The organism is Pontibacillus sp. ALD_SL1, assembly GCF_017355605.1.
Map to the genome: position 1 here is coordinate 81,140 of NZ_CP062975.1, position 17,546 is coordinate 98,685.

General features: G+C 44.2%; 24 protein-coding genes. 5 read left to right on the top strand and 19 right to left on the bottom strand.

Features of this window, described 5'->3' with window-relative positions; all coding sequences use genetic code 11:
- Positions 1-79 precede the first annotated feature (79 nt).
- Complete coding sequence (locus tag IMZ31_RS19360) at positions 80-1,183, top strand: hypothetical protein (protein ID WP_207531172.1); 1,104 nt, start codon at positions 80-82, stop codon at positions 1,181-1,183.
- Between the two features lie 123 nt (positions 1,184-1,306).
- On the opposite strand, the gene IMZ31_RS19365 is transcribed toward IMZ31_RS19360, so the two are convergent.
- From IMZ31_RS19365 to IMZ31_RS19405, 9 genes are all read right to left on the bottom strand, one after another.
- Positions 1,307-2,167 (bottom strand): helix-turn-helix domain-containing protein, encoded by an 861-nt coding sequence (locus IMZ31_RS19365; RefSeq protein WP_207531173.1) that lies wholly within the window; start codon positions 2,165-2,167, stop codon positions 1,307-1,309.
- A 74-nt stretch (positions 2,168-2,241) separates the two neighbouring features.
- Positions 2,242-2,400, bottom strand: coding sequence for a hypothetical protein (locus IMZ31_RS19370; RefSeq protein ID WP_207531174.1), 159 nt, complete (start codon positions 2,398-2,400; stop codon positions 2,242-2,244).
- Between the two features lie 103 nt (positions 2,401-2,503).
- Positions 2,504-3,247 carry a hypothetical protein gene (locus IMZ31_RS19375; protein ID WP_207531175.1) on the bottom strand — a complete coding sequence of 248 codons (744 nt, stop codon included), beginning with the start codon at positions 3,245-3,247 and terminating at the stop codon, positions 2,504-2,506.
- Positions 3,248-3,329: 82 nt separating this feature from the next.
- Positions 3,330-4,814 carry a methyl-accepting chemotaxis protein gene (locus IMZ31_RS19380; protein ID WP_207531176.1) on the bottom strand — a complete coding sequence of 495 codons (1,485 nt, stop codon included), beginning with the start codon at positions 4,812-4,814 and terminating at the stop codon, positions 3,330-3,332.
- An 88-nt stretch (positions 4,815-4,902) separates the two neighbouring features.
- Positions 4,903-5,469: a hypothetical protein gene (locus tag IMZ31_RS19385; protein ID WP_207531177.1), complete on the bottom strand. Its 567-nt coding sequence runs from the start codon at positions 5,467-5,469 to the stop codon at positions 4,903-4,905.
- 176 nt (positions 5,470-5,645) lie between these two features.
- Positions 5,646-6,095, bottom strand: a complete 450-nt coding sequence (locus tag IMZ31_RS19390; RefSeq protein WP_207531178.1) for a BsuPI-related putative proteinase inhibitor — start codon at positions 6,093-6,095, stop codon at positions 5,646-5,648.
- A gap of 28 nt (positions 6,096-6,123) precedes the next feature.
- Complete coding sequence (locus IMZ31_RS19395) at positions 6,124-6,387, bottom strand: hypothetical protein (RefSeq protein WP_207531179.1); 264 nt, start codon at positions 6,385-6,387, stop codon at positions 6,124-6,126.
- Between the two features lie 129 nt (positions 6,388-6,516).
- The gene (locus IMZ31_RS19400) at positions 6,517-6,678 is read right to left on the bottom strand and encodes a hypothetical protein (protein ID WP_207531180.1); all 162 of its coding nucleotides are present in this window, start codon (positions 6,676-6,678) and stop codon (positions 6,517-6,519) included.
- 79 nt (positions 6,679-6,757) lie between these two features.
- Complete coding sequence (locus tag IMZ31_RS19405) at positions 6,758-7,021, bottom strand: hypothetical protein (RefSeq protein ID WP_207531181.1); 264 nt, start codon at positions 7,019-7,021, stop codon at positions 6,758-6,760.
- A 129-nt stretch (positions 7,022-7,150) separates the two neighbouring features.
- On the opposite strand from IMZ31_RS19405, the gene IMZ31_RS19410 reads away from it, so the two are divergent.
- On the top strand, positions 7,151-7,357 hold the full coding sequence (locus tag IMZ31_RS19410; protein WP_207531182.1) for a hypothetical protein: 207 nt from the start codon (positions 7,151-7,153) through the stop codon (positions 7,355-7,357).
- A gap of 539 nt (positions 7,358-7,896) precedes the next feature.
- Here the strand turns inward: IMZ31_RS19410 and IMZ31_RS19415 are convergent.
- The 4 genes from IMZ31_RS19415 to IMZ31_RS19430 all read right to left on the bottom strand — a co-directional run bounded on the left by IMZ31_RS19415 (position 7,897) and on the right by IMZ31_RS19430 (position 9,726).
- On the bottom strand, positions 7,897-8,388 hold the full coding sequence (locus IMZ31_RS19415; RefSeq protein WP_207531183.1) for a hypothetical protein: 492 nt from the start codon (positions 8,386-8,388) through the stop codon (positions 7,897-7,899).
- 2 nt (positions 8,389-8,390) lie between these two features.
- Positions 8,391-8,600 (bottom strand): hypothetical protein, encoded by a 210-nt coding sequence (locus IMZ31_RS19420; protein ID WP_207531184.1) that lies wholly within the window; start codon positions 8,598-8,600, stop codon positions 8,391-8,393.
- Positions 8,601-8,751: 151 nt separating this feature from the next.
- Positions 8,752-9,192, bottom strand: coding sequence for a hypothetical protein (locus IMZ31_RS19425; protein ID WP_207531185.1), 441 nt, complete (start codon positions 9,190-9,192; stop codon positions 8,752-8,754).
- Between the two features lie 132 nt (positions 9,193-9,324).
- A complete protein-coding gene (locus tag IMZ31_RS19430) occupies positions 9,325-9,726 on the bottom strand; it encodes a hypothetical protein (RefSeq protein WP_207531186.1) in 402 nt (133 codons plus the stop codon).
- A gap of 134 nt (positions 9,727-9,860) precedes the next feature.
- Here IMZ31_RS19430 and IMZ31_RS19435 point away from each other — a divergent pair, with 134 nt between their 5' ends.
- A complete protein-coding gene (locus IMZ31_RS19435) occupies positions 9,861-10,091 on the top strand; it encodes a hypothetical protein (RefSeq protein WP_207531187.1) in 231 nt (76 codons plus the stop codon).
- A 42-nt stretch (positions 10,092-10,133) separates the two neighbouring features.
- Positions 10,134-10,838 carry a sporulation protein gene (locus tag IMZ31_RS19440; RefSeq protein WP_207531188.1) on the top strand — a complete coding sequence of 235 codons (705 nt, stop codon included), beginning with the start codon at positions 10,134-10,136 and terminating at the stop codon, positions 10,836-10,838.
- Here IMZ31_RS19440 and IMZ31_RS19445 read toward each other — a convergent pair whose 3' ends face one another.
- On the bottom strand, positions 10,839-11,252 hold the full coding sequence (locus tag IMZ31_RS19445; protein WP_207531189.1) for a hypothetical protein: 414 nt from the start codon (positions 11,250-11,252) through the stop codon (positions 10,839-10,841).
- A gap of 788 nt (positions 11,253-12,040) precedes the next feature.
- On the opposite strand from IMZ31_RS19445, the gene IMZ31_RS24790 reads away from it, so the two are divergent.
- Entirely contained in the window at positions 12,041-12,670 is a 630-nt protein-coding gene (locus tag IMZ31_RS24790; protein WP_242705758.1) for a methyl-accepting chemotaxis protein, read from the top strand.
- 7 nt (positions 12,671-12,677) lie between these two features.
- Here IMZ31_RS24790 and IMZ31_RS19455 read toward each other — a convergent pair whose 3' ends face one another.
- From IMZ31_RS19455 to csaB, 5 genes are all read right to left on the bottom strand, one after another.
- Positions 12,678-12,833 carry a hypothetical protein gene (locus IMZ31_RS19455; protein ID WP_207531191.1) on the bottom strand — a complete coding sequence of 52 codons (156 nt, stop codon included), beginning with the start codon at positions 12,831-12,833 and terminating at the stop codon, positions 12,678-12,680.
- 99 nt (positions 12,834-12,932) lie between these two features.
- Positions 12,933-14,747: a DUF5693 family protein gene (locus IMZ31_RS19460; protein ID WP_207531192.1), complete on the bottom strand. Its 1,815-nt coding sequence runs from the start codon at positions 14,745-14,747 to the stop codon at positions 12,933-12,935.
- Positions 14,747-15,835 carry a glycosyltransferase family 4 protein gene (locus IMZ31_RS19465; protein ID WP_207531193.1) on the bottom strand — a complete coding sequence of 363 codons (1,089 nt, stop codon included), beginning with the start codon at positions 15,833-15,835 and terminating at the stop codon, positions 14,747-14,749. Before IMZ31_RS19465 ends, IMZ31_RS19460 begins: the two co-directional genes overlap by 1 nt.
- The gene (locus tag IMZ31_RS19470) at positions 15,832-16,563 is read right to left on the bottom strand and encodes a WecB/TagA/CpsF family glycosyltransferase (protein WP_207531194.1); all 732 of its coding nucleotides are present in this window, start codon (positions 16,561-16,563) and stop codon (positions 15,832-15,834) included. The genes IMZ31_RS19465 and IMZ31_RS19470 overlap by 4 nt, the downstream gene beginning before the upstream one ends.
- Entirely contained in the window at positions 16,556-17,533 is a 978-nt protein-coding gene (gene csaB, locus IMZ31_RS19475) for a polysaccharide pyruvyl transferase CsaB (RefSeq protein WP_207531195.1), read from the bottom strand. Before csaB ends, IMZ31_RS19470 begins: the two co-directional genes overlap by 8 nt.
- Positions 17,534-17,546 lie beyond the last annotated feature (13 nt).

Below are 17,546 nucleotides of genomic sequence, written 5' to 3' on the forward strand. Positions count from 1 at the left end.
GCTAACATATATTGGCACTATTCTGAATAATATGAGATAATATAAATAAATATTGGAAGCATTATAAGGAGGAAGGCATATGATATGGGAAAAAGCAAAAAATGACATGAAACGTATTGTCGAAAGGATGGATAAAGATAATTTCGAAGCGTGCGAGGATCAAGTCAGAAGATATTTCGATTTCTTAAAAGCGCTTACAAATCTACCTGAAGATTCTTTCGTAAATGAGGGTGTGCCACAGGTTTCCGAGGAGAAGGAAACCGAGCAGGAAGAAACGCCTGTTGAACCGATTGAAGAGGAAAAAGAAAACGTTTCAGGCGAGATCGGAACACGGTATCGATTTGATAGAAAGTTGAATGGCGGTATTCTTGAAGATTTAGACGGAGGGTACATGATCCCTGAACGGATGGTGCGCCACATGGATGTACAGCACGGTGACACGGTTGAGATCGTTGACCGTTACCCGTATAAGGATCAGATCAGTTACAAATTTAAAATCGCCGAACGAGGAAACGAATTCCATCAGGGTCGTGTCCAGTACAATCAGTGTCCCGTTAAAGAAGAGGCTGGGCGGCTTGTCATTGATGAGAGCAAACAAACAGGTTTGCTGAGAATGAACGAGGTGTTTCATACGTTTGTTCTCAGAGAGCACGATGTTTCGAGGTTGCAGCTCCAAAAAGGAGATATTGTGGATGTGGCTTATTATGATAACGCACCTGACCAGACCATCCGCGTGATTTACAAATATGATATAGACACGGAAGAGATGGAACCAACGATTGAAAACAGAAGGCTCGAAGCAGATAAGAAAAAGGAAACGAAAGAAAAAACACCGATATTCGAAAAGTATCCAACGATTAACTTTTCCCTGTTTAAAAACAAAAACGTTCTTATTGTGGGAGCAGCAAGCAGACGAACAGATTTTTGTGAACTGTTCAAAGAAACCGAAGCTTCTGTCCAGGTTGCTTCAGGGGATGAACCAAAGCAGACGCTTCGTTCCTGGATTAGTCAGGCGGATGTGGTCTTGCTCGCGAATCTCGAAAGCAGTCATGATGCATCGAAGTACACCGTTTCAAGGTGCAAAAAAGAAGGGATCCCTTTTTATGAAACCTTTAATGGGGGACTTCAGAGCATACTGATCTCTACGGAGAACGCGTTAAAACGATGTGCAAAATTAGCCTAATATTGTTTTATTTCCTCAAAAATGGTAATATGAGTTCGCAATCGAATAGCCCCTTTTGCACGAAAAAGACATGGGATCATTCCCATGTCTTTTTTATTTCCATTAGAGTACAGCGAGGATGAATCACTGAACCCCTTTCGATTGCAACTTCTCTTTGTACTCATCTAAATCGTTGATCTGATCCAACAGTTTCCCTTTAACCCGATCAATCAGCTCCTGTTGCGGTACCGTCATTTCGCTTTTAATGTGCTCTTCTGTCGACGTTTTGATCAACTCTTCTGTCAGCAAGCCTTTTTTAGGATCCTCGTTCTGGTTTCGCACGGTTTCAATAACAATTTCTGATTTATACCCAGGATAAAGTTCAACAGAAAACTGATTGGATGCTACCCCTTCTGTCACAGTTGACAACGGAGTGGTGCCACGATTTTGGGATTCTGTTTCCTGATGCGATTTCGCCTCTTTTGTTTCATATATGTTATTCGCTTCTCTCGTTTCCTCTCGAGTTAGATCCTCATTTTTTCTTTCAGGTTCATCGGATGGGCTCCTTTTTTGTTCACGTTGAAACGAGACAACGTTCCAGTCCGCTTGAGGTTTTGGCTCTGTTTTATTATCCGTTGGATCGACTGTTAAAAACGTTTCTTCTGTCTTGTTTTCATGACCCTGTTCCTCTTGGTCTCTTTCAATGTTTGTCGGTGTTTGTTGAGTTTCTTCTGTTGATGGGGTTTCCGCTGTGTTTTTGTGTTTCACTGGCGGACGAATGGTTGTTTGACGAAGCTCAAGCCACTCTTCCTCTTCCTCATCTGTCAGATTTAAAAACTTAGCCATTTCCAGGACGTACTTTATTTTAGGAGGCCTTGCGTGGTTCTCAATTTGAAGGAGAACGCTTTTAGGGGCTCCGATGGCTTTGGCCACTTCTAATACGGTTTTCCCCTGTTCTTCGCGTTTATTCTGTATCAATTCTCCAATCGTGATGTTCTGTTTCATCCTATCCCTCATTTCCTGAATGCTCCTTCTAGAATACCAAGAAATAGGAATAGATGAAACCTTATTTTGGCTTTCTACTTCTCTTTTTCAAGTAATCGATACCGCTCCCACAGTTCTTCTTCGTACCATGCTTGTAAGGCATCGCTTCCCTCTTCGGTTTCTGTGGTGATGATCGGTTTTGTCCTGTTTATCCCTAGGGCTTTTTCCATGTCTTCAGCAGGTGGTCGTTCCAAGAAAACCCCTCCCTTGTGTTTCTGTATACCTCCTTAATTCCTCATAAATCCCCCGTTTCCTCAAACAAAAAAAGCTCGGCACAAAGCCGAACTTTTTGGTGGGTTACCATGTCTTGATTTCTTCTTTTTCTGTATCTAAGAGGAAGGATCGCGCACTTGACGGGAGGCTCTCTCTGATTCTCAGTGCGTCTTGTTTTGTTTTCACAGGAAAAGCATCTGTCGTACCATCTTCATATAACACGGTCATGACCTGTTGAGGGGGGACTGTTTTAAGGATCGGTGTCCCGAGTTTTTCAGAAACATAGTTTTGGATATCCCGTAACAGTTGCTCCCGTTCTTCGCTGCCGTATACATGATTGATTGGGAACGAACGGTTGAACACGAATCCCTTCTGAACACTATAATTGTCCACGGAGATGACGCCAATGGAGAATCCGCTGTCGTGACTTGTGAATTCGACGGCGAGGTATTCTTGATGCAACTCCAGTTCTTTCCGCGTCTCGCTGATGTTGTGTGAAACGAAGGCTTTATCGATTATGTCAGCTACGCGACGTATCACGTCTTCCATTTGCGGGAACGTTTTATCCCAACCGCGTGTATACGCACAGCCAAGTGACCCGTAACCATCACGGTCTCGCCCATTTTCCAAGTGGTATTGCCAAAGGTAGCGCGCGTTGTTTTGTGTGAATACCACATCTTTTACTTTGTTTAACTGCACTTCAAACAGGGGCCTTGTTCCAAATGCCTTATCATAATAATGCGTAGTTTCCACATACACGTCCTGACCAATATGGACAGAAGCTTCTTCCATTTCTTTTTGAACGGTGCTCGTTAGTTCTTTGTTCATCTTATGATCATCCTCTCAGGAATCCTTTTTTTCATCATACCATGAGGTCTTATTAGAGTTATGAAAAAAAAGGAAACGATTTCTAGTTTCCTTTGTGAATGTTTTCGCTCTGTTCTTGCAGTTCATCAAATTCACTTGCTACAACGTGGAACAGATCTAATACTTCCTTCAGAATTTCATAAAGAGCAGATATACTTTCCTCGTTTTCGTTTGAAAGCGTATCGATTTCCTGGAAGGATGTTGAAATCTCTTCGCTTGAATACGTAACGTTCACGATTCTGTCATCCACATCCGAGGTCTTCTTTTTGATATTCTCGTTGTTTTCCCAAATGGATCGGAAAGCCTGCTGAACTTGTTCTAATGTATTTTCTGAGGATTCAAGCTGGATGCGGGTATGGTTCATGCCTTTATTGGTCGCGCCTGCTTTTTGTTTCAAATTATGCAAAATAGCAGCTATCTGACCCGTTGAGTGAGCGGTTTCTTCTGCCAGTTTGCGGATTTCATTCGCTACGACTGCAAACCCTTTACCGTGTTCTCCTGCGCGTGCTGCTTCAATCGAAGCATTTAACGCAAGCAGGTTCGTTTGTTCTGATACCCGATCGATCGTTTCAATGATGGTCCCAATTTGTTCCGAATCCCGTTCCAGTTCCTGGGTCATGGACGTATTTTCTTTCATAAATTGGTGCATTTTTTTCATAATCGTTAAGTGATGTTCGATTTTTTCGCGAGCATCCTGAATCTCACCAGCCGACCCTTCCGTTGATCCTTTCATCTCATAAGAGGCCTCTTTTAGGGTGATCATGTCTCTTGTGATCCCCTCGACATTTTTCGTATTTTCATTCAGGGCCTGGTTTTGAATTTTCAAAGCAGAACGGATCTGTTCCAGCTGAGAGGAAAGTTCTTGTGAATTCTCGTTGGTCTGAAACACCTTGTGTTTTAAATTCTCACTAAATTCATGCAATATATCTGCATTCGCTTTAATGTTCTTGTAGGCAAACTCCGCTTTTTCTTTTTCTAGTTTGGCATTTTGTTCGTTTTCTTTTGACGCGTTTATTAACTTATGGTTGTAATCCGCTTGAACAATGAAGGCGATCCCCATAAGGATGAAGGGAGTAGCGTAAGCAGGGATCATGAAAAGGGAAGCTTGTGGAAATGCAGAAGATGTATTGGTATATATAAGGTAAATAAATGAAAGCATAGAGGTGATTGTCGCTAAATAGATGTTTTTGATGTCAGAGTACAATGTGGATAAAGCAGGAATCATCATTAAAAGAAGACAGTTAAACAGTGCCATCTGCCCTGATTGATCATACGTGAGGTTGATGACAGAAAGGATGATGACTAGCGCAATCGTCCCAAGATACATCGTCAGCCGAACATAAATTTCCCTGTACACCATGATAGAAAGTGGTATAAGTGTCAATAACCCAAAACATACAATCATATAAATGCGACTGGCATCATTTTTAAAGAGAAGGTTGAACAATAAATCTAAAAGAAATCCGCCCCACCCGATCCAAAATACTAATAGGCGGTTTCTCCGATGAATGATGTTATCGACTTGCATAAAACACCACCCTCCTTTTAAGCGCACATTACACAAGACGCGATCACCAAGCAACCTTTTAACGCATAAAAAAAGAAAGCATAAATCGTTATGCCTTCTTAGCGGTTTCAATTGTCCTTTTGTTTAGTCTGTATAGCACAAATCTTATAAATGGATTCTTGCGCAATTTTCTTACGTTCAGAATGACTGGATACAAGGTAAAATGATCCGTTTCGATTAATTCATCAAAAACATCCATTTTAATTCCAACGCGTTCAACCATGCGGACTAGTTTCGAATCTACCACAGCGACAAAATAATCGACCTTTTGAGTCGTAGCCAGGTGATTCATAAGTACCATCATGTGTTTGAAATAGCCTTTATTTCGCATGCCTTTTTGAATGCCAAGCTTTGCGATTTCAAAGACATTTCCTTTCAGAGAACGAAGCTTTGGATGTTCATCATATGATTTGTATCCGCGTAGTAAACTGTGTCCATATGGGGTGTAACGAGCAAATTCAGCCGTACCCAATTCTCTTCCAGATTCATCAAGTAACAGAAAACGTTGTTCGTTGCCTGTTGCTTCTGTCGTTTTGAATCGGCTCTCTCTTGCAACGGAGTCCCAAATCGCATTAAATAATTGATGGTCTTTCTTCGTCATCACAGGTCTGAACATAATAACACTCCTAGTTTCTTATTTTTCTAGGATTATAACGATGATCCCGTTTTTGTCCATCAATTAGAGAGATAAATTGAACTATCCTCAGCCATTCATCCCCCCCCTCTTAATTTCTTAGGAATTTGAAGAGGGGGTCTTCTGGCCAAAGATGACAAAAAAAGCAGCCCCTGAGGCTACTCGATTTCAAAGTTCATGCCGTTTTCATACTTCGGACCATCTGACGTCGTCATCCAAACACGCAGATGATACACACCAGATTCAAGATCCGCTTCCCGAATATCAAATGTATAGGAAAGGGGTTCCGTTCCCATCAATCTTTCCTCTCCCTCTTCCCTCACATAAGTGGAGACGCTGCCTAGTGTGAACAAAGTCTCTCCGTCTTTCTCGATCGCATAATCATACCGCTGTGAAGAAGAGAATGGTAACGTGATGTCTTTATCCGTATGATTGCTGAGCGTGTAGGTGACAGTGGACCCGTTCTTTTGAAGTGAAGCCGCTACTGCTTCCGTAACATTTTCTTCCTTTGTTTCGTTTGGCTCTTTATGTTCGTTATCGCTTGTTCCTGAACAAGCAGCTAACACCAATACCCCGAAACCAAGAAGCAGTCGATATACCCATTTCATAAATACTCCCCCCCTTTTTTTGTCGCGCTTAGTGCACCGTATGAAGACGGTGGTTCTTCCGTTCCAAACTTCTAATTAAGCCGTGTATGATCGTCCATTTGTACACATACAGAATGGCTTCTGATTGGTCCTTGCCCATGAATGACTGAATTCGTCGTTCGCAAAACGATTCCAATTCGTTCGTGGTTTTGATTCGCCTCTCATCAACCATTCGTATGACCTCTTCCCTCAACTTTACAGAGAAGGAAGCCCATCGAAAATCATCAGACTCTTTAAATTCTTTCGCTTCCACGATCCCCCTCCTCCGCTTTTGAAAGATTTACAAATTCTTAACATTACTCTATTAGTATTTTCTGATTTTCTTGGAAATGTCCTTTTCCGCACAAAAAAACCATGTATCCGCAACATGGTTTTGTCTCCTTTATTTTCGTTTCCATTCTGACAGGACGCTTTGAGCCCATTGTGAAAATTCTTTTTCAGTAAGATAACGTCTTTTCCGATTGGGATCCACCACAATGATTCCAGAATGAGAACGAAATACACTGTATCCTCTCTCTTTGACCTTCTGAATAACTGCGCGCACGACCCTCTCCTCCTTCTGGTGCGCTCAGAGACTATGGAAAACCGTCAAAAAAGGCAAGGAAAGAGCGCTCTTTGCTGGTCTAGAGGTTTTCAGGGTCACTCATTAACCTGTTGGCCACTTCGAGTGCCGTGAACGAGAGCCAGCCAACTGATACAACCAAGCCGATATACCAGAAGGGATTCGGAAATACCCAGTTCATAATTCCAAAAGCAAGCGTCATCACGCCACATTTCCATAACGTGAGATTAATCTTTTTCCACACTTCGTTCACATTCAAAGAAAGTGCATCCACCAAAAAATAAGGGACCCCCATGATCATGTACGTCATCCCAACAGCTATCATATTCCCACCTCTGTCCTCTGTATTCCATTTATTGTATCACACTCTCTCTTCTTCCCTGAATATAATCTGGCAGAAGGAAAGCGTTCAAGAGAAAGTCATGATACACTATACAAAAAAAGAGGTGGGAATATGATTAAAAAAGGGGATTGCCTTCTGCTTGGAGGAAGTCGGTTTGTCGTCCTCAGGACAGAAGCAGATAAAGCGTTTGTGGCCCACATCAGCGATCCATTCGGAAAAAGAGCAAAATGGATCCTGATTTCACTATTGCCCGTTCCGTTTGGTAACATCTCTGTTCCAGAAGAGAAGAAAAGACATGATAGCGAAAGTCGAGGTTAGCTTATCCCAATCAACGGAGAGAAAAATGGTTCTTGGTTATACAAAAGGCAATAAATCATATAAATAGCTCCTACCCATGATAAAGCCAGGAATCCAGCACATGCCCCCAATACTAGTCAATTAATGCTTTTGTTTTCTCCCAACATTTCCAAGAAAAACTTCACTCTATAAAAAACGTTTTTCAATGCATATAACAATGGTTTTCACTCCCTTTCATGAGCACTTTTTTTGTTGTCGCTGCAAAGCGAAACAGTTTGCGAGAAACGGGTTGCGTTTTGCAGCGCCTCCCGCCTTCTATTCTCAAAAAACTTTAATAATACTTGAAAGAAATCTTATTCTGAGACCCCAATAAGGATGAGGGGGTGGAAACATAGAAGAATGAGGAACGGATCACGAAAAGTATCGAGCGATTAGAAAAATTGATGGAACTGGGCGCTTCCGAGAAACTGCTTCAGGGAGAGCTCAGGAACCTGAAACGATTATGGGAAGAGCATAAGAACGAAGCGTAACGAGCAATAAGAGCCCTCATATGAGGGCTCTTATGATTTAAAAAGTTGGTGAAGTTTCGTTTCAAACCGCTTAAATAAGGCTTGTCGTGAATGGTTGGTATCGATGTTATTCAAATCCTCAGATGTTAACTCCTCCCGTATTTCATCGAACAGACGAAACGCTTTCTCCTCGTTCAATTCTTTCTTTTCAGGAAAAGCCATCCACACATGTATGCTTCCTTTTCCAGCAAACACGCTCATGTTGCCAGGAACATCTTCTCTCATGCGTTCCCTCGTCTCAAGCGTTACAATTGGCATTTTCCCGTATTTATAATCGGCCACATGAATGTAGTGCTGAACGACCACATCAGGATCCTTATCCCCGTAAGAAATAAGCGGACGGGAATCCATCCACAAGTGCTTCCCTTCCAGCTTTAAAATAGATTCCATATAGGTTTTTCCATCTTCTTCGCTCGTGAATACCTGTCTGACGAAATTACGGGTGTCATAAGGGTCCCCTTCATAAACAATCCATACTTCCATGATTATGCCCCTCCTTTTTCCGCTTCTTTTCTGTATGCCGTGACCCGTTCAACCACAAAACCTGTCCCGTATACCGTTACAAGAGCCAGTAGAGGTCCAATGATGTAAGGCATCGGCATGAATTCGTCCATCATCATGACCATGGAGGTTATGAGGAAGTAAGGAATCAGGGAAGCAAGACCCATGGTTATTCTTTTCATATGCTTTTGCATGTCACATCACTCCTTTTCCTCTTCTTTGCCGAAAAACGAAACGAATCCTTATCAAGGAACCAAGACCCCCTCATGCCGACTTCACTGATGCCATAACAGAATCAATGATCGCATCCATAAGAAAAGCCTCCCGTGTTTGGGAAGCTTTTTGCTAGGAACTCCTGGCGTATTTTCGATACATGTTGTCGATTTGTTGATCGAAGAGGGCTTCGGCGTGTCGCCCCCCCGCCATTCCCGTCCCTTCGCAATCAGGGCAATCGTAGCCCGTGTCACTGATATGGGCGCGCTCCGTTCCGCTTCCGCTGCACCACGCACAGGGTTGGAACAGACTCTCATCTATTTTCGGATGATGGGTAAACGCTTTTTCCAGTGAAACGGTCGTCACATCCTTAAAGGTTCCTGTACCCTTGCAATCAGGACATCTTCCAACGTCATACCACGTGTTCACATGAGGATAAGAACCCTCTGCCAGGAACCCGCTCACATTTCCTTTTCCTCTGCAAGTGAAACAAGGGATTGATTTTACGTATTCCTCTCCCCGCTTATGATACCCTGCTGCTTGTAATATGGCTCGGTGTCTGGTCGTCTTCATGCTCATGCCCCTCTCTTGATTATCGTATCTCTAGTTTATGTATAATCTCCGCGAAAGATGATGGCTCTTGTTATGACGATTCTTCACTAAATAAGAAAGACCCTGCTATGAGGGTCTTTCGTACTGCCATGTTTACGATGTTCTAGCGTAGGTTCTCATGTACTGACGAACATAATCCCCGACAGTCAACGCTGCGACATTTCCCCCGCGAAAACCCGAAGAATCGCACTTAGCACAATCATCTGGATCTCCAGAATGATCAAGCGTAAAGCCCATTCCTCCGCACATCCTGCATGTGGCATACAGAGTTTCATCAAGCTCTTCCATGTCGGCAATCAATTTTTCAAAGAGGATCGTCGTCACATGTTGTATCGTTCCTGTTCCTTCGCACTTTTGGCAGTATTCGCGATTTATTACCCTTTGTTTGTATCCTGTACCCCAGCAAGTTGCACAGGATACAGCTTTCACATATTCCTCTCCCCGCTTCTGATAACCTGCTGCTTGCAATATGGCGCGATGTCTTTTTGTTCTCATAACTATCCCTCTCTTTGAGTCTGTCGTAACTCTAGTATATGAGGTTTCCCAGTGAACATGAGAAAAGAAAACGCTCGTGTTCCTTGCATTTTCACCTCTTTTTCACAAAGGTAAAGAGAAAAGGAGGGAGATGTATGGGGAAATTTCTCGTTTTCATCCTGCTGAATGTGGGTGTGTCCTTCTGGCTCGGATTCTCGTATGAACAGGAGGGGCTCATGATGGTGTATGAGTCAGGTGTATGGTACAGGGAATGCTGCATGATGAAGCAGGTTGCACACGTCCCGTTCCTGGTTGCACAGTGGACCCTTGCGTTTTCAGCATTACTGGCATTTCACATCACACGCAGGAATAAAGATAAGGAATAAAGGGCTTTTGAAAGAAGAAAAGAGGAAAAGGAGGCGAAGGACATGTTCGAAAAGTGGTTATCCTCCATCGGAATAGGCGGAGCAACAGTGGATGCAGTCCTGAATCAGGAAACGATCCAACCAGGAAAAGAGGCAAAAGGTGTGATTAAACTCACAGGCGGAAAAGCAGACCAGCCTGTTACGACAATCGAACTCAAGCTCATTGTGGAATATTACCGAGATGACCCTGATTCCGAGACCCATTATCTCTGCGAAACCATCGAAAGTCATAAAATTGATGTCATCGATATCGTGCATGAGGGAGAACATCGAACGATTCCGTTTTCGTTTCCCGTCCCTCTCCACGCTCCTATGACAACGGAAGAACAAAAAATGGCGATTGAGACCATCGTCCATATCCCAAACGGAAAGAACTGTTCCGATCGGGATGAAGTCGACGTGTTTCATCCTTTGTATATGAAAACGCTGGAAGTGGTAAAGGCGTTGCGATTCTCCCCTTCCACTGGCTACGGGCGGTGCACAAAGGAAAAAGGGGGGCATCTGAAACAGCGATTCACGTTCTCTTGTCCGAAAGACGTCTATAAGATCGAAACGCTCACCCTTTGTTTTGAAGCACGTCCTCATGATCCTCTCCTTATCATCGGGATCAATGAGACAGAATATATCTATAAAGGGCTCCAGCCCCCTGATGGGTTTACTGAGGATGCTTTCAGAGAAGTGTTTCGGCCGTACAAAAGCAACCCTTAATCAGGGGGTTGCTTTATGTTTTGTTTCTTTTGTCCAATCATTGTAGAAATAGGTTTCTCCGCTTAGCTCGTAGCTAATTTCATCATTACGATGAACCACAAAATTAGTGGCTCCTTTTGGAAACGTGATGGTCTCATACGGGTTTCCGAACATGAGACGTTTTTCGTTCGGGTGGGTGTAATACCAAAACCCGCCTTCTGTTGTTGAGTAAATCTGAACCGCTTCTTTTGCTACCCAACGATCCAAAAACATCGTGTCATTGTAATACAGCGTAGTGTATTTCCCGCAGCGTTCAATGGAAAGAGCATGGATTTCATGAGGCACCTCTTTTTTCTCACAAGGTTCTATAAACCCGTCCCCCGCTTTAGGAAGCAGCAACATCCCGACCATGATCATAAAGGTTCTTTTTTTCATAAGGATTCCTCCCTTTTTGAACTATTCGGTGCATTGGCAATGTGTCCTGTCACCCGAAAAAAAACAAAGAAAAAACATTGTAAAACCCTCCCTCAACAAGGTATACAGAGGGAAGAGGTGATCCTATGAACGAAAACCAATCTCTTATCTCCTTACAAAAGTATCTGTTCCGATCTGGTCTTCTCGTCTCCCCTGCTGGGTTTACAGCTGGAGCGCTTTTGTCTTTTTCTTTCTACGATCAACCCCGCCCCTCCGAATGGATCGGGGTCGGAATCACTGGTTTGATTCTGGCGGTTAGTATCACGCTCGTATTCGCTTATCTCGTTGGGTACTCAAGATTCATCAGACCTTCCAACACGGTCATTGAACATATCAGGAAAGTTGCAAGAAAAGATCTGTCTGATGAAATCTCCATCGAGAAATTAGGATACATGGAACCTCTTGCTCATCACGTAAACCATATGATTCATGAAAACAACGTGCATCTCCGAAACCTTATAGCTCTGACAGATGAATTGGACGGGATTCTATTAAGCCACAAAGAACGGTTTTTTGTTATCGAGACGAGTGGGACGACCATCGAATCTCTTATGTCTCAAAACGAACAACGTCTCCATATCACCATCGAAACCCTCCAAGCCTTTACCCGTTCCCTTAAAGGATTATCAGAACAGTCTTCTGTCCTCGGGAAATTCGCCGAGGAAACCATACGAGATACAGAAGGGCTCGAAAGCAAAATGGGGGATAACCAACAAGCAGCAGCAAAAGTGGAGCAGTACATGAAAGAAATGGAAACCCAGTTTGATGCGTTACAAGAAAAGTTTTCTCGATTTCAATCCAGGGTCTCCCTTATCACAGGGGCACTCGAAGAGATCCAATCGATTTCGTCAAAAACCAATTTGTTGTCCTTAAATGCAAGAATTGAAGCCGAACGAGCAGGAGAGCAGGGGAAAGGGTTCGCCGTCGTGGCAGATGAAGTCAGGCAATTGGCGGAGCAGTCCACTCAAGCCGCGTCATCCATTCACGAGATGGCAGAAGAAATTGAGAAAGAAGCGAATGCTGTGCAACAGTCTCTTTCCTTGGAAAAACAAAAAACAAAGGAAGGAGCCCATGTTTATCAAATGTTAAACAAGGAAATGAACGAACTTTCCAGTTATTTTGATGCCGTTACCACACGTAACAAACACGTATTGCGCGACATCGGAAGGATGGATCAGCAACTATCGGAAACAAAAGAAGAAGCCGACAGGCATCTGGAGGAAATGGACGAAACAGCAGACGTGTACAAGATGCTTCATCATCATATTGAAGACATTTTATCAAGTATCGATGCGTATAAGCATGAGAATCAAGGAGTAAGGGAAATGTTCGAATCACTCAGGGAACACACAATGTCGTATACCGTTAAACAAGAATAGCCACGGACTACATTTGTCCGTGGCGTTTTAGTATTTCTGATACATGCTGTTGCAACAGGGATACACATTTTTTCACTTCATCCGCATCCCGATGGAGGGACAGATCTTGCTGTGCCTGAACAAAAGCGGAATCAAGTTTTCCAAGCAGTTCTTCTCGTGTCATTATTACCCCTCCTCACATTCCCTCTCCCTCATACATGGAGCAGAAAACACCTTTATTGTAGAAAAAACAAGAAGGGAAGCAAGGTTTACTCCCCTTTTTTTATGAGCATGTTTTGGAATCCTTTTCCTTTTTCGAACGAACGAGAACCAAAAATCCTTTCACCACAACCCATGCCATTATTCCTAAAAGAACCCCAAACGCAAGCCCAAGTAAGGAACGAAGGAGGGAGATTTCATACGGCGTATGAAAATGGGTCATGGTATTGACCATCGAAACCTGGCCAATAATCGCAATCGGGAGGAGCCATTTCATCAACCGTGATTGTCGCCAGAAGCACAAAACCAGGATCAACAAAGGGTGGCCAATCAGGAACTCTTTTGTCCGTGGACGTGCAGGAAGGGTTTCTTCCAAGTACGCTCTGATGTCTCGTTCAATATCTAAAACAAAGCCGTTATTACCTGTCCGCATTAAGTAATAAGCTCCCGCTGTCATAACAAGAAGAACAAGGAAACCGTGGTACCACTTAAACGAAGCCCACGTCAGGGTTTTTAATCCTTCTCTTTGTCGCCATGCCACATACATAAAAGAAGCCAGTACAGGGATGGCATGCATGGCCAGCACACCTCGGAACTGCTTCAAATAAAGGGCATAAACCATATCACTGTGCATGCTGTACAACACCGTGGCAGAGAGAATCGTGAACAGGCTCACAGAAAGAAACAAAAGGAATGGATGTTGGCGAGAGGCTCGCTCATAAACCACATGAACTACCATCACAGGAATGAGAACAGCGAACAAAAGAGGGAATAAGGCCTCACCTAATGACCATCCCGTGCTGTGAACCATAAACAAAAACAAAGCTCCAGCTCCCAAAAACACAGGGGACAGAACAGGGCGAATAAAAAATCCGATTATCCCCAGGATCGAAAGAGCGAACACATAGGCGCTCCCAATACTCAGGGATCGCCAAAGGGAATGTGATGAACGGAGCGGTTCAGGTTCTCCTATCTCAAACCCTTCTTTTTTCACAGCCTCCTGAAATAACGTGAGAGCCCCCCAGTATTCTTCGCTTGTTGGCGTTGTGTTTTTGGGCACTTCAAGCGTCACCAGACGGAGCGTTCGGTCTGAGGTGGCTAAAGCGATGCGCCCTGCCAAAATATCAGGAGAGTCCCAGTATTTACCTAGAATCCTGTTCGCAATATGATAGGCTCTTGTAACCATTGCGGGGTTTTCTAAGCCGTACGTTTTAACCCCTCGTTGGGGATCGGTCCCAAACATGTCCTCCCGCAAGGAAACAGGCAGGCCTGCTTTTTCTAAAAAAACAAGGGAAGGAACCCCTGGCACGTCCCCGTCAAACGAAAGGAAAGCAACAGGAAGCCCTTTTTCCTTTGCCTCTCCAAGCATCTCTAAAGCTTCCTTTTCGTGAGGCCATGCCTCGTGAATTCTTATCATAAGAGGAAGGTTATACTGTTTGAAGGCTTCAATTTGATGATCTGTATAATGGAGCGGTTCATCTTTTGCTTCTGGCCACGGTACTGATATTTCCAAGCTATCCCCCACTTCACGGGATTGATCTCCAAAACGAATTCGAATAATACGATCCAGTTCATCTTTTTCAGCAGGGAGCGTCGGGGTAATCCGAAATGCTCCTCCCGCTTCTGTCACCTCCACCTCCCCCGTGTCCTTCATCAAACGGAGGGTATTAGGAGGGATGCCGACATACGTGACACCTCTTTCTTTGGCTTCTTTTAAAAGAAAGGATGCATTTTCCTTCCAGGCGCTTCGTGCATCTATGGAAAACCCAACCGTATCTGATTCCTTCAAAGCCCTCTCTTTGATTACAACAGCAGGCAGGCTACCGAAAAATGAAAGGACCAAAACGACAATCAACAGGCGAATCCAGCGTTGTTTCATCATTGATCCCCCTTTCTCCATTTAAAAAGTCGGTTCATCAGCGCAGAAAGCGGTCGGTGCCGTTCATCTAGCATGCCATTGACTTCAGCGAAGATTTCAAAAAACAACAGATAAAACCCTACAAGAAGGAGCCCCGTCAAGAAGGAAACATGAAGAATCAGGACGGATAAAGAAGCAAACAAAGCGCTAATGGCATAAATGATGAGAACCGTTCGCCGATGAGAATGTCCCTTTTCCAGCAAGCGGTGGTGCAGGTGGTTCTTATCAGGAGAAGCAAGCGGCTGCTTGTTTATTTTTCGGCGCACAATCGCATAAAGTGTATCTGTAACAGGAACAGACAACATAAAAATCGGAATAACAAATGCCAGGAGCGTCGCTTGTTTCAATTCGAGCAAAGTGATAACAGCAAGCGCATAACCAAGAAACAAGGAACCCGAATCCCCCATAAAAATACTGGCTGGGTGAAAATTAAAAACGAGGAACCCGAAAATCGCTCCTATAAACAGCAGCATCATAGAAGCAACAAGGCTGTTTCCAACAGACAGGGAAAAGAAAAATAACGCAACCCCCGCTATACCACACACACCAGACGATAACCCGTCCAGCCCATCAATCAGATTAACAGCATTCGTGAGGCCTATGATCCAAAATAACGTAATCGGCACCCCGATCCATCCTAAATAAATCGGTTCTTCCCATAGGAATGGAATGGATAGATGCTGAATCCGAAGCCCGAAATACATTGCAACGAGAGAAGCCGCGGCCTGAACAATCAACTTGGTTCGCGGTTTCAAGCCGAACCGATCATCGATGATGCCGATAAACACAAGAAGGCCCCCTCCCATAATCACGGCATACCCTACGTTTGTCGCCACAATGTCCGTAAACCATACCACAATCCCGTAAGACAGAACAAAAGACATGTAAATGGCCACTCCCCCCATTAGAGGAATAGGTGAACCGTGTACTTTCCGCTCGTTCGGCTGGTCGATCACATTAAATCGAAGGGCCATGGTTTTAACGATTGGCGTAAATAAAACCGTTAAGAGAAAACTTAAAAGAAGACTGAGAATATAGGTCGTCATCATGATGAATGCCTCCTTGTAACAACCAGGAACAGGAACCGAAACAGATCAAGCTGCCTTCTCCACCTCGATGGGTTTTGTCCTAACCGAAATAACCACTCGCACCCCATACGCTGTACCCATAAAGGGGCCCGCTTCACTTCTCCAGCAAGCACATCAAGGGTACCGCCGCACCCAATCGCCACAAGCGGTTGCCATTCTTTTTTGTATGCAGAAATAAACGCTTCCTGCTTCGGGGAACCAAGTGCCACAAGAAGTAAATGAGGCGAAGCGGTTGCAATATCCTCCACAATCCCTCGTTCCTCGTTAGCACCAAAAAATCCATGGTGGCTGCCAACTAACCTGACATATGAGTAGCGTTCTTTAAGAGCTGCCGCCGCTTTTTCCGTGACAGGTTCTTTTGCTCCAAGTAAATAGACGCGTGTTTCCATTTTTCTCGTTTCCCGAAGTGTTAAAAGGGTTTCAATAAGGTCAATGCCCGCCACTCGTTCGCGGAGTGGTTCCTTTCTGATTCTGGAAGCAATGACAACCCCTATCCCGTCAGGAGTGACAAGGTCTGCTTCAGCGACAATCGACTTAAACTCCGCCTCTCTTCTCGCCCTCATCACCATTTCAGGATTAGCTGTGATAATGTGCTTTGTTTTTTGGTTTTCCTCCATCCATTCACAAATCATCGATGCGCATTCCTCTGTTGTTTTTTTCGTAAACTTCATTCCCAACAATTTAACCATGCGTCACCTTCCTCTCCACAGCCTGTATTAATTTCTCGGCTTGTGGGTGGGCAGCAGAACAGGCCGCATGTTCGTTATGTCTCTCGAGAAAGGCATCAATTTTAGGGTCATAGGATACCCCGACATACGGGGTCGATTGGTTGGCAGCAAAAATTAACGAGTGAAGCCTCATCCCCACCAATACATCCACATCTCCCACCAGCGTCAAAATCGACAAAACAGGAAGCTCTCCCTCAATGACATGCACGCAACCAGCAGGAAGCTCTGAAGCAATCCCATTCGATATATGTACGTCATGTGGATGATGAAAGGGAATAAACACGATATTAAACCCTCTGTCAATCCAATGGAGGCACGCTTCTTTCATTTCTTTTATCAACATCGCATCATTCACCCACGAACGAACGGATATACCAATCAGAGGACGAGGATGATCAAAATGTAGTTTTGGGTAAGGATGTGGTTCTGTCAGCTTCAGATGAAGAACGGGGTCTTCCGTTAACCTGATGGGTCGCGTCACGCCAAGGGAACGGTAAAGCTTGAGCGATGTTTCGTCCCGAACAGAGATTTCCTCACATCGGTTCAGCGTATCTCGGATCATGCGGTCATAACGATGATTCATAAAGGGCCCCCCTCCTTGGGCGATAAACGAAACAGGTTTTCTGTATAAGAAAGAGAGCCTCATAATGGACAGATAATAGAGCAAACTTCGGGAACTTGTCACACTCTGGAGCAGGGTCCCGCCCCCCATAATCAGGCGGTCGCAGCGCTTAAAAGCCTGATGAACGGCGAGTGGCGAGAACCGATGATAACAATCTACCCCGTACAGTTGTTTACTTATGGCGGGCTTTGCGCTCAGGACAATAGGGGTATACCCCTCTTCTTGCAATTGTTGGATCAGACTAAGGAGAATGGCATCGTCGCCTGCATTACCAAATCCGTAGTACCCACATAACAAAACGGTTTTCATCGCACTCTTCCTC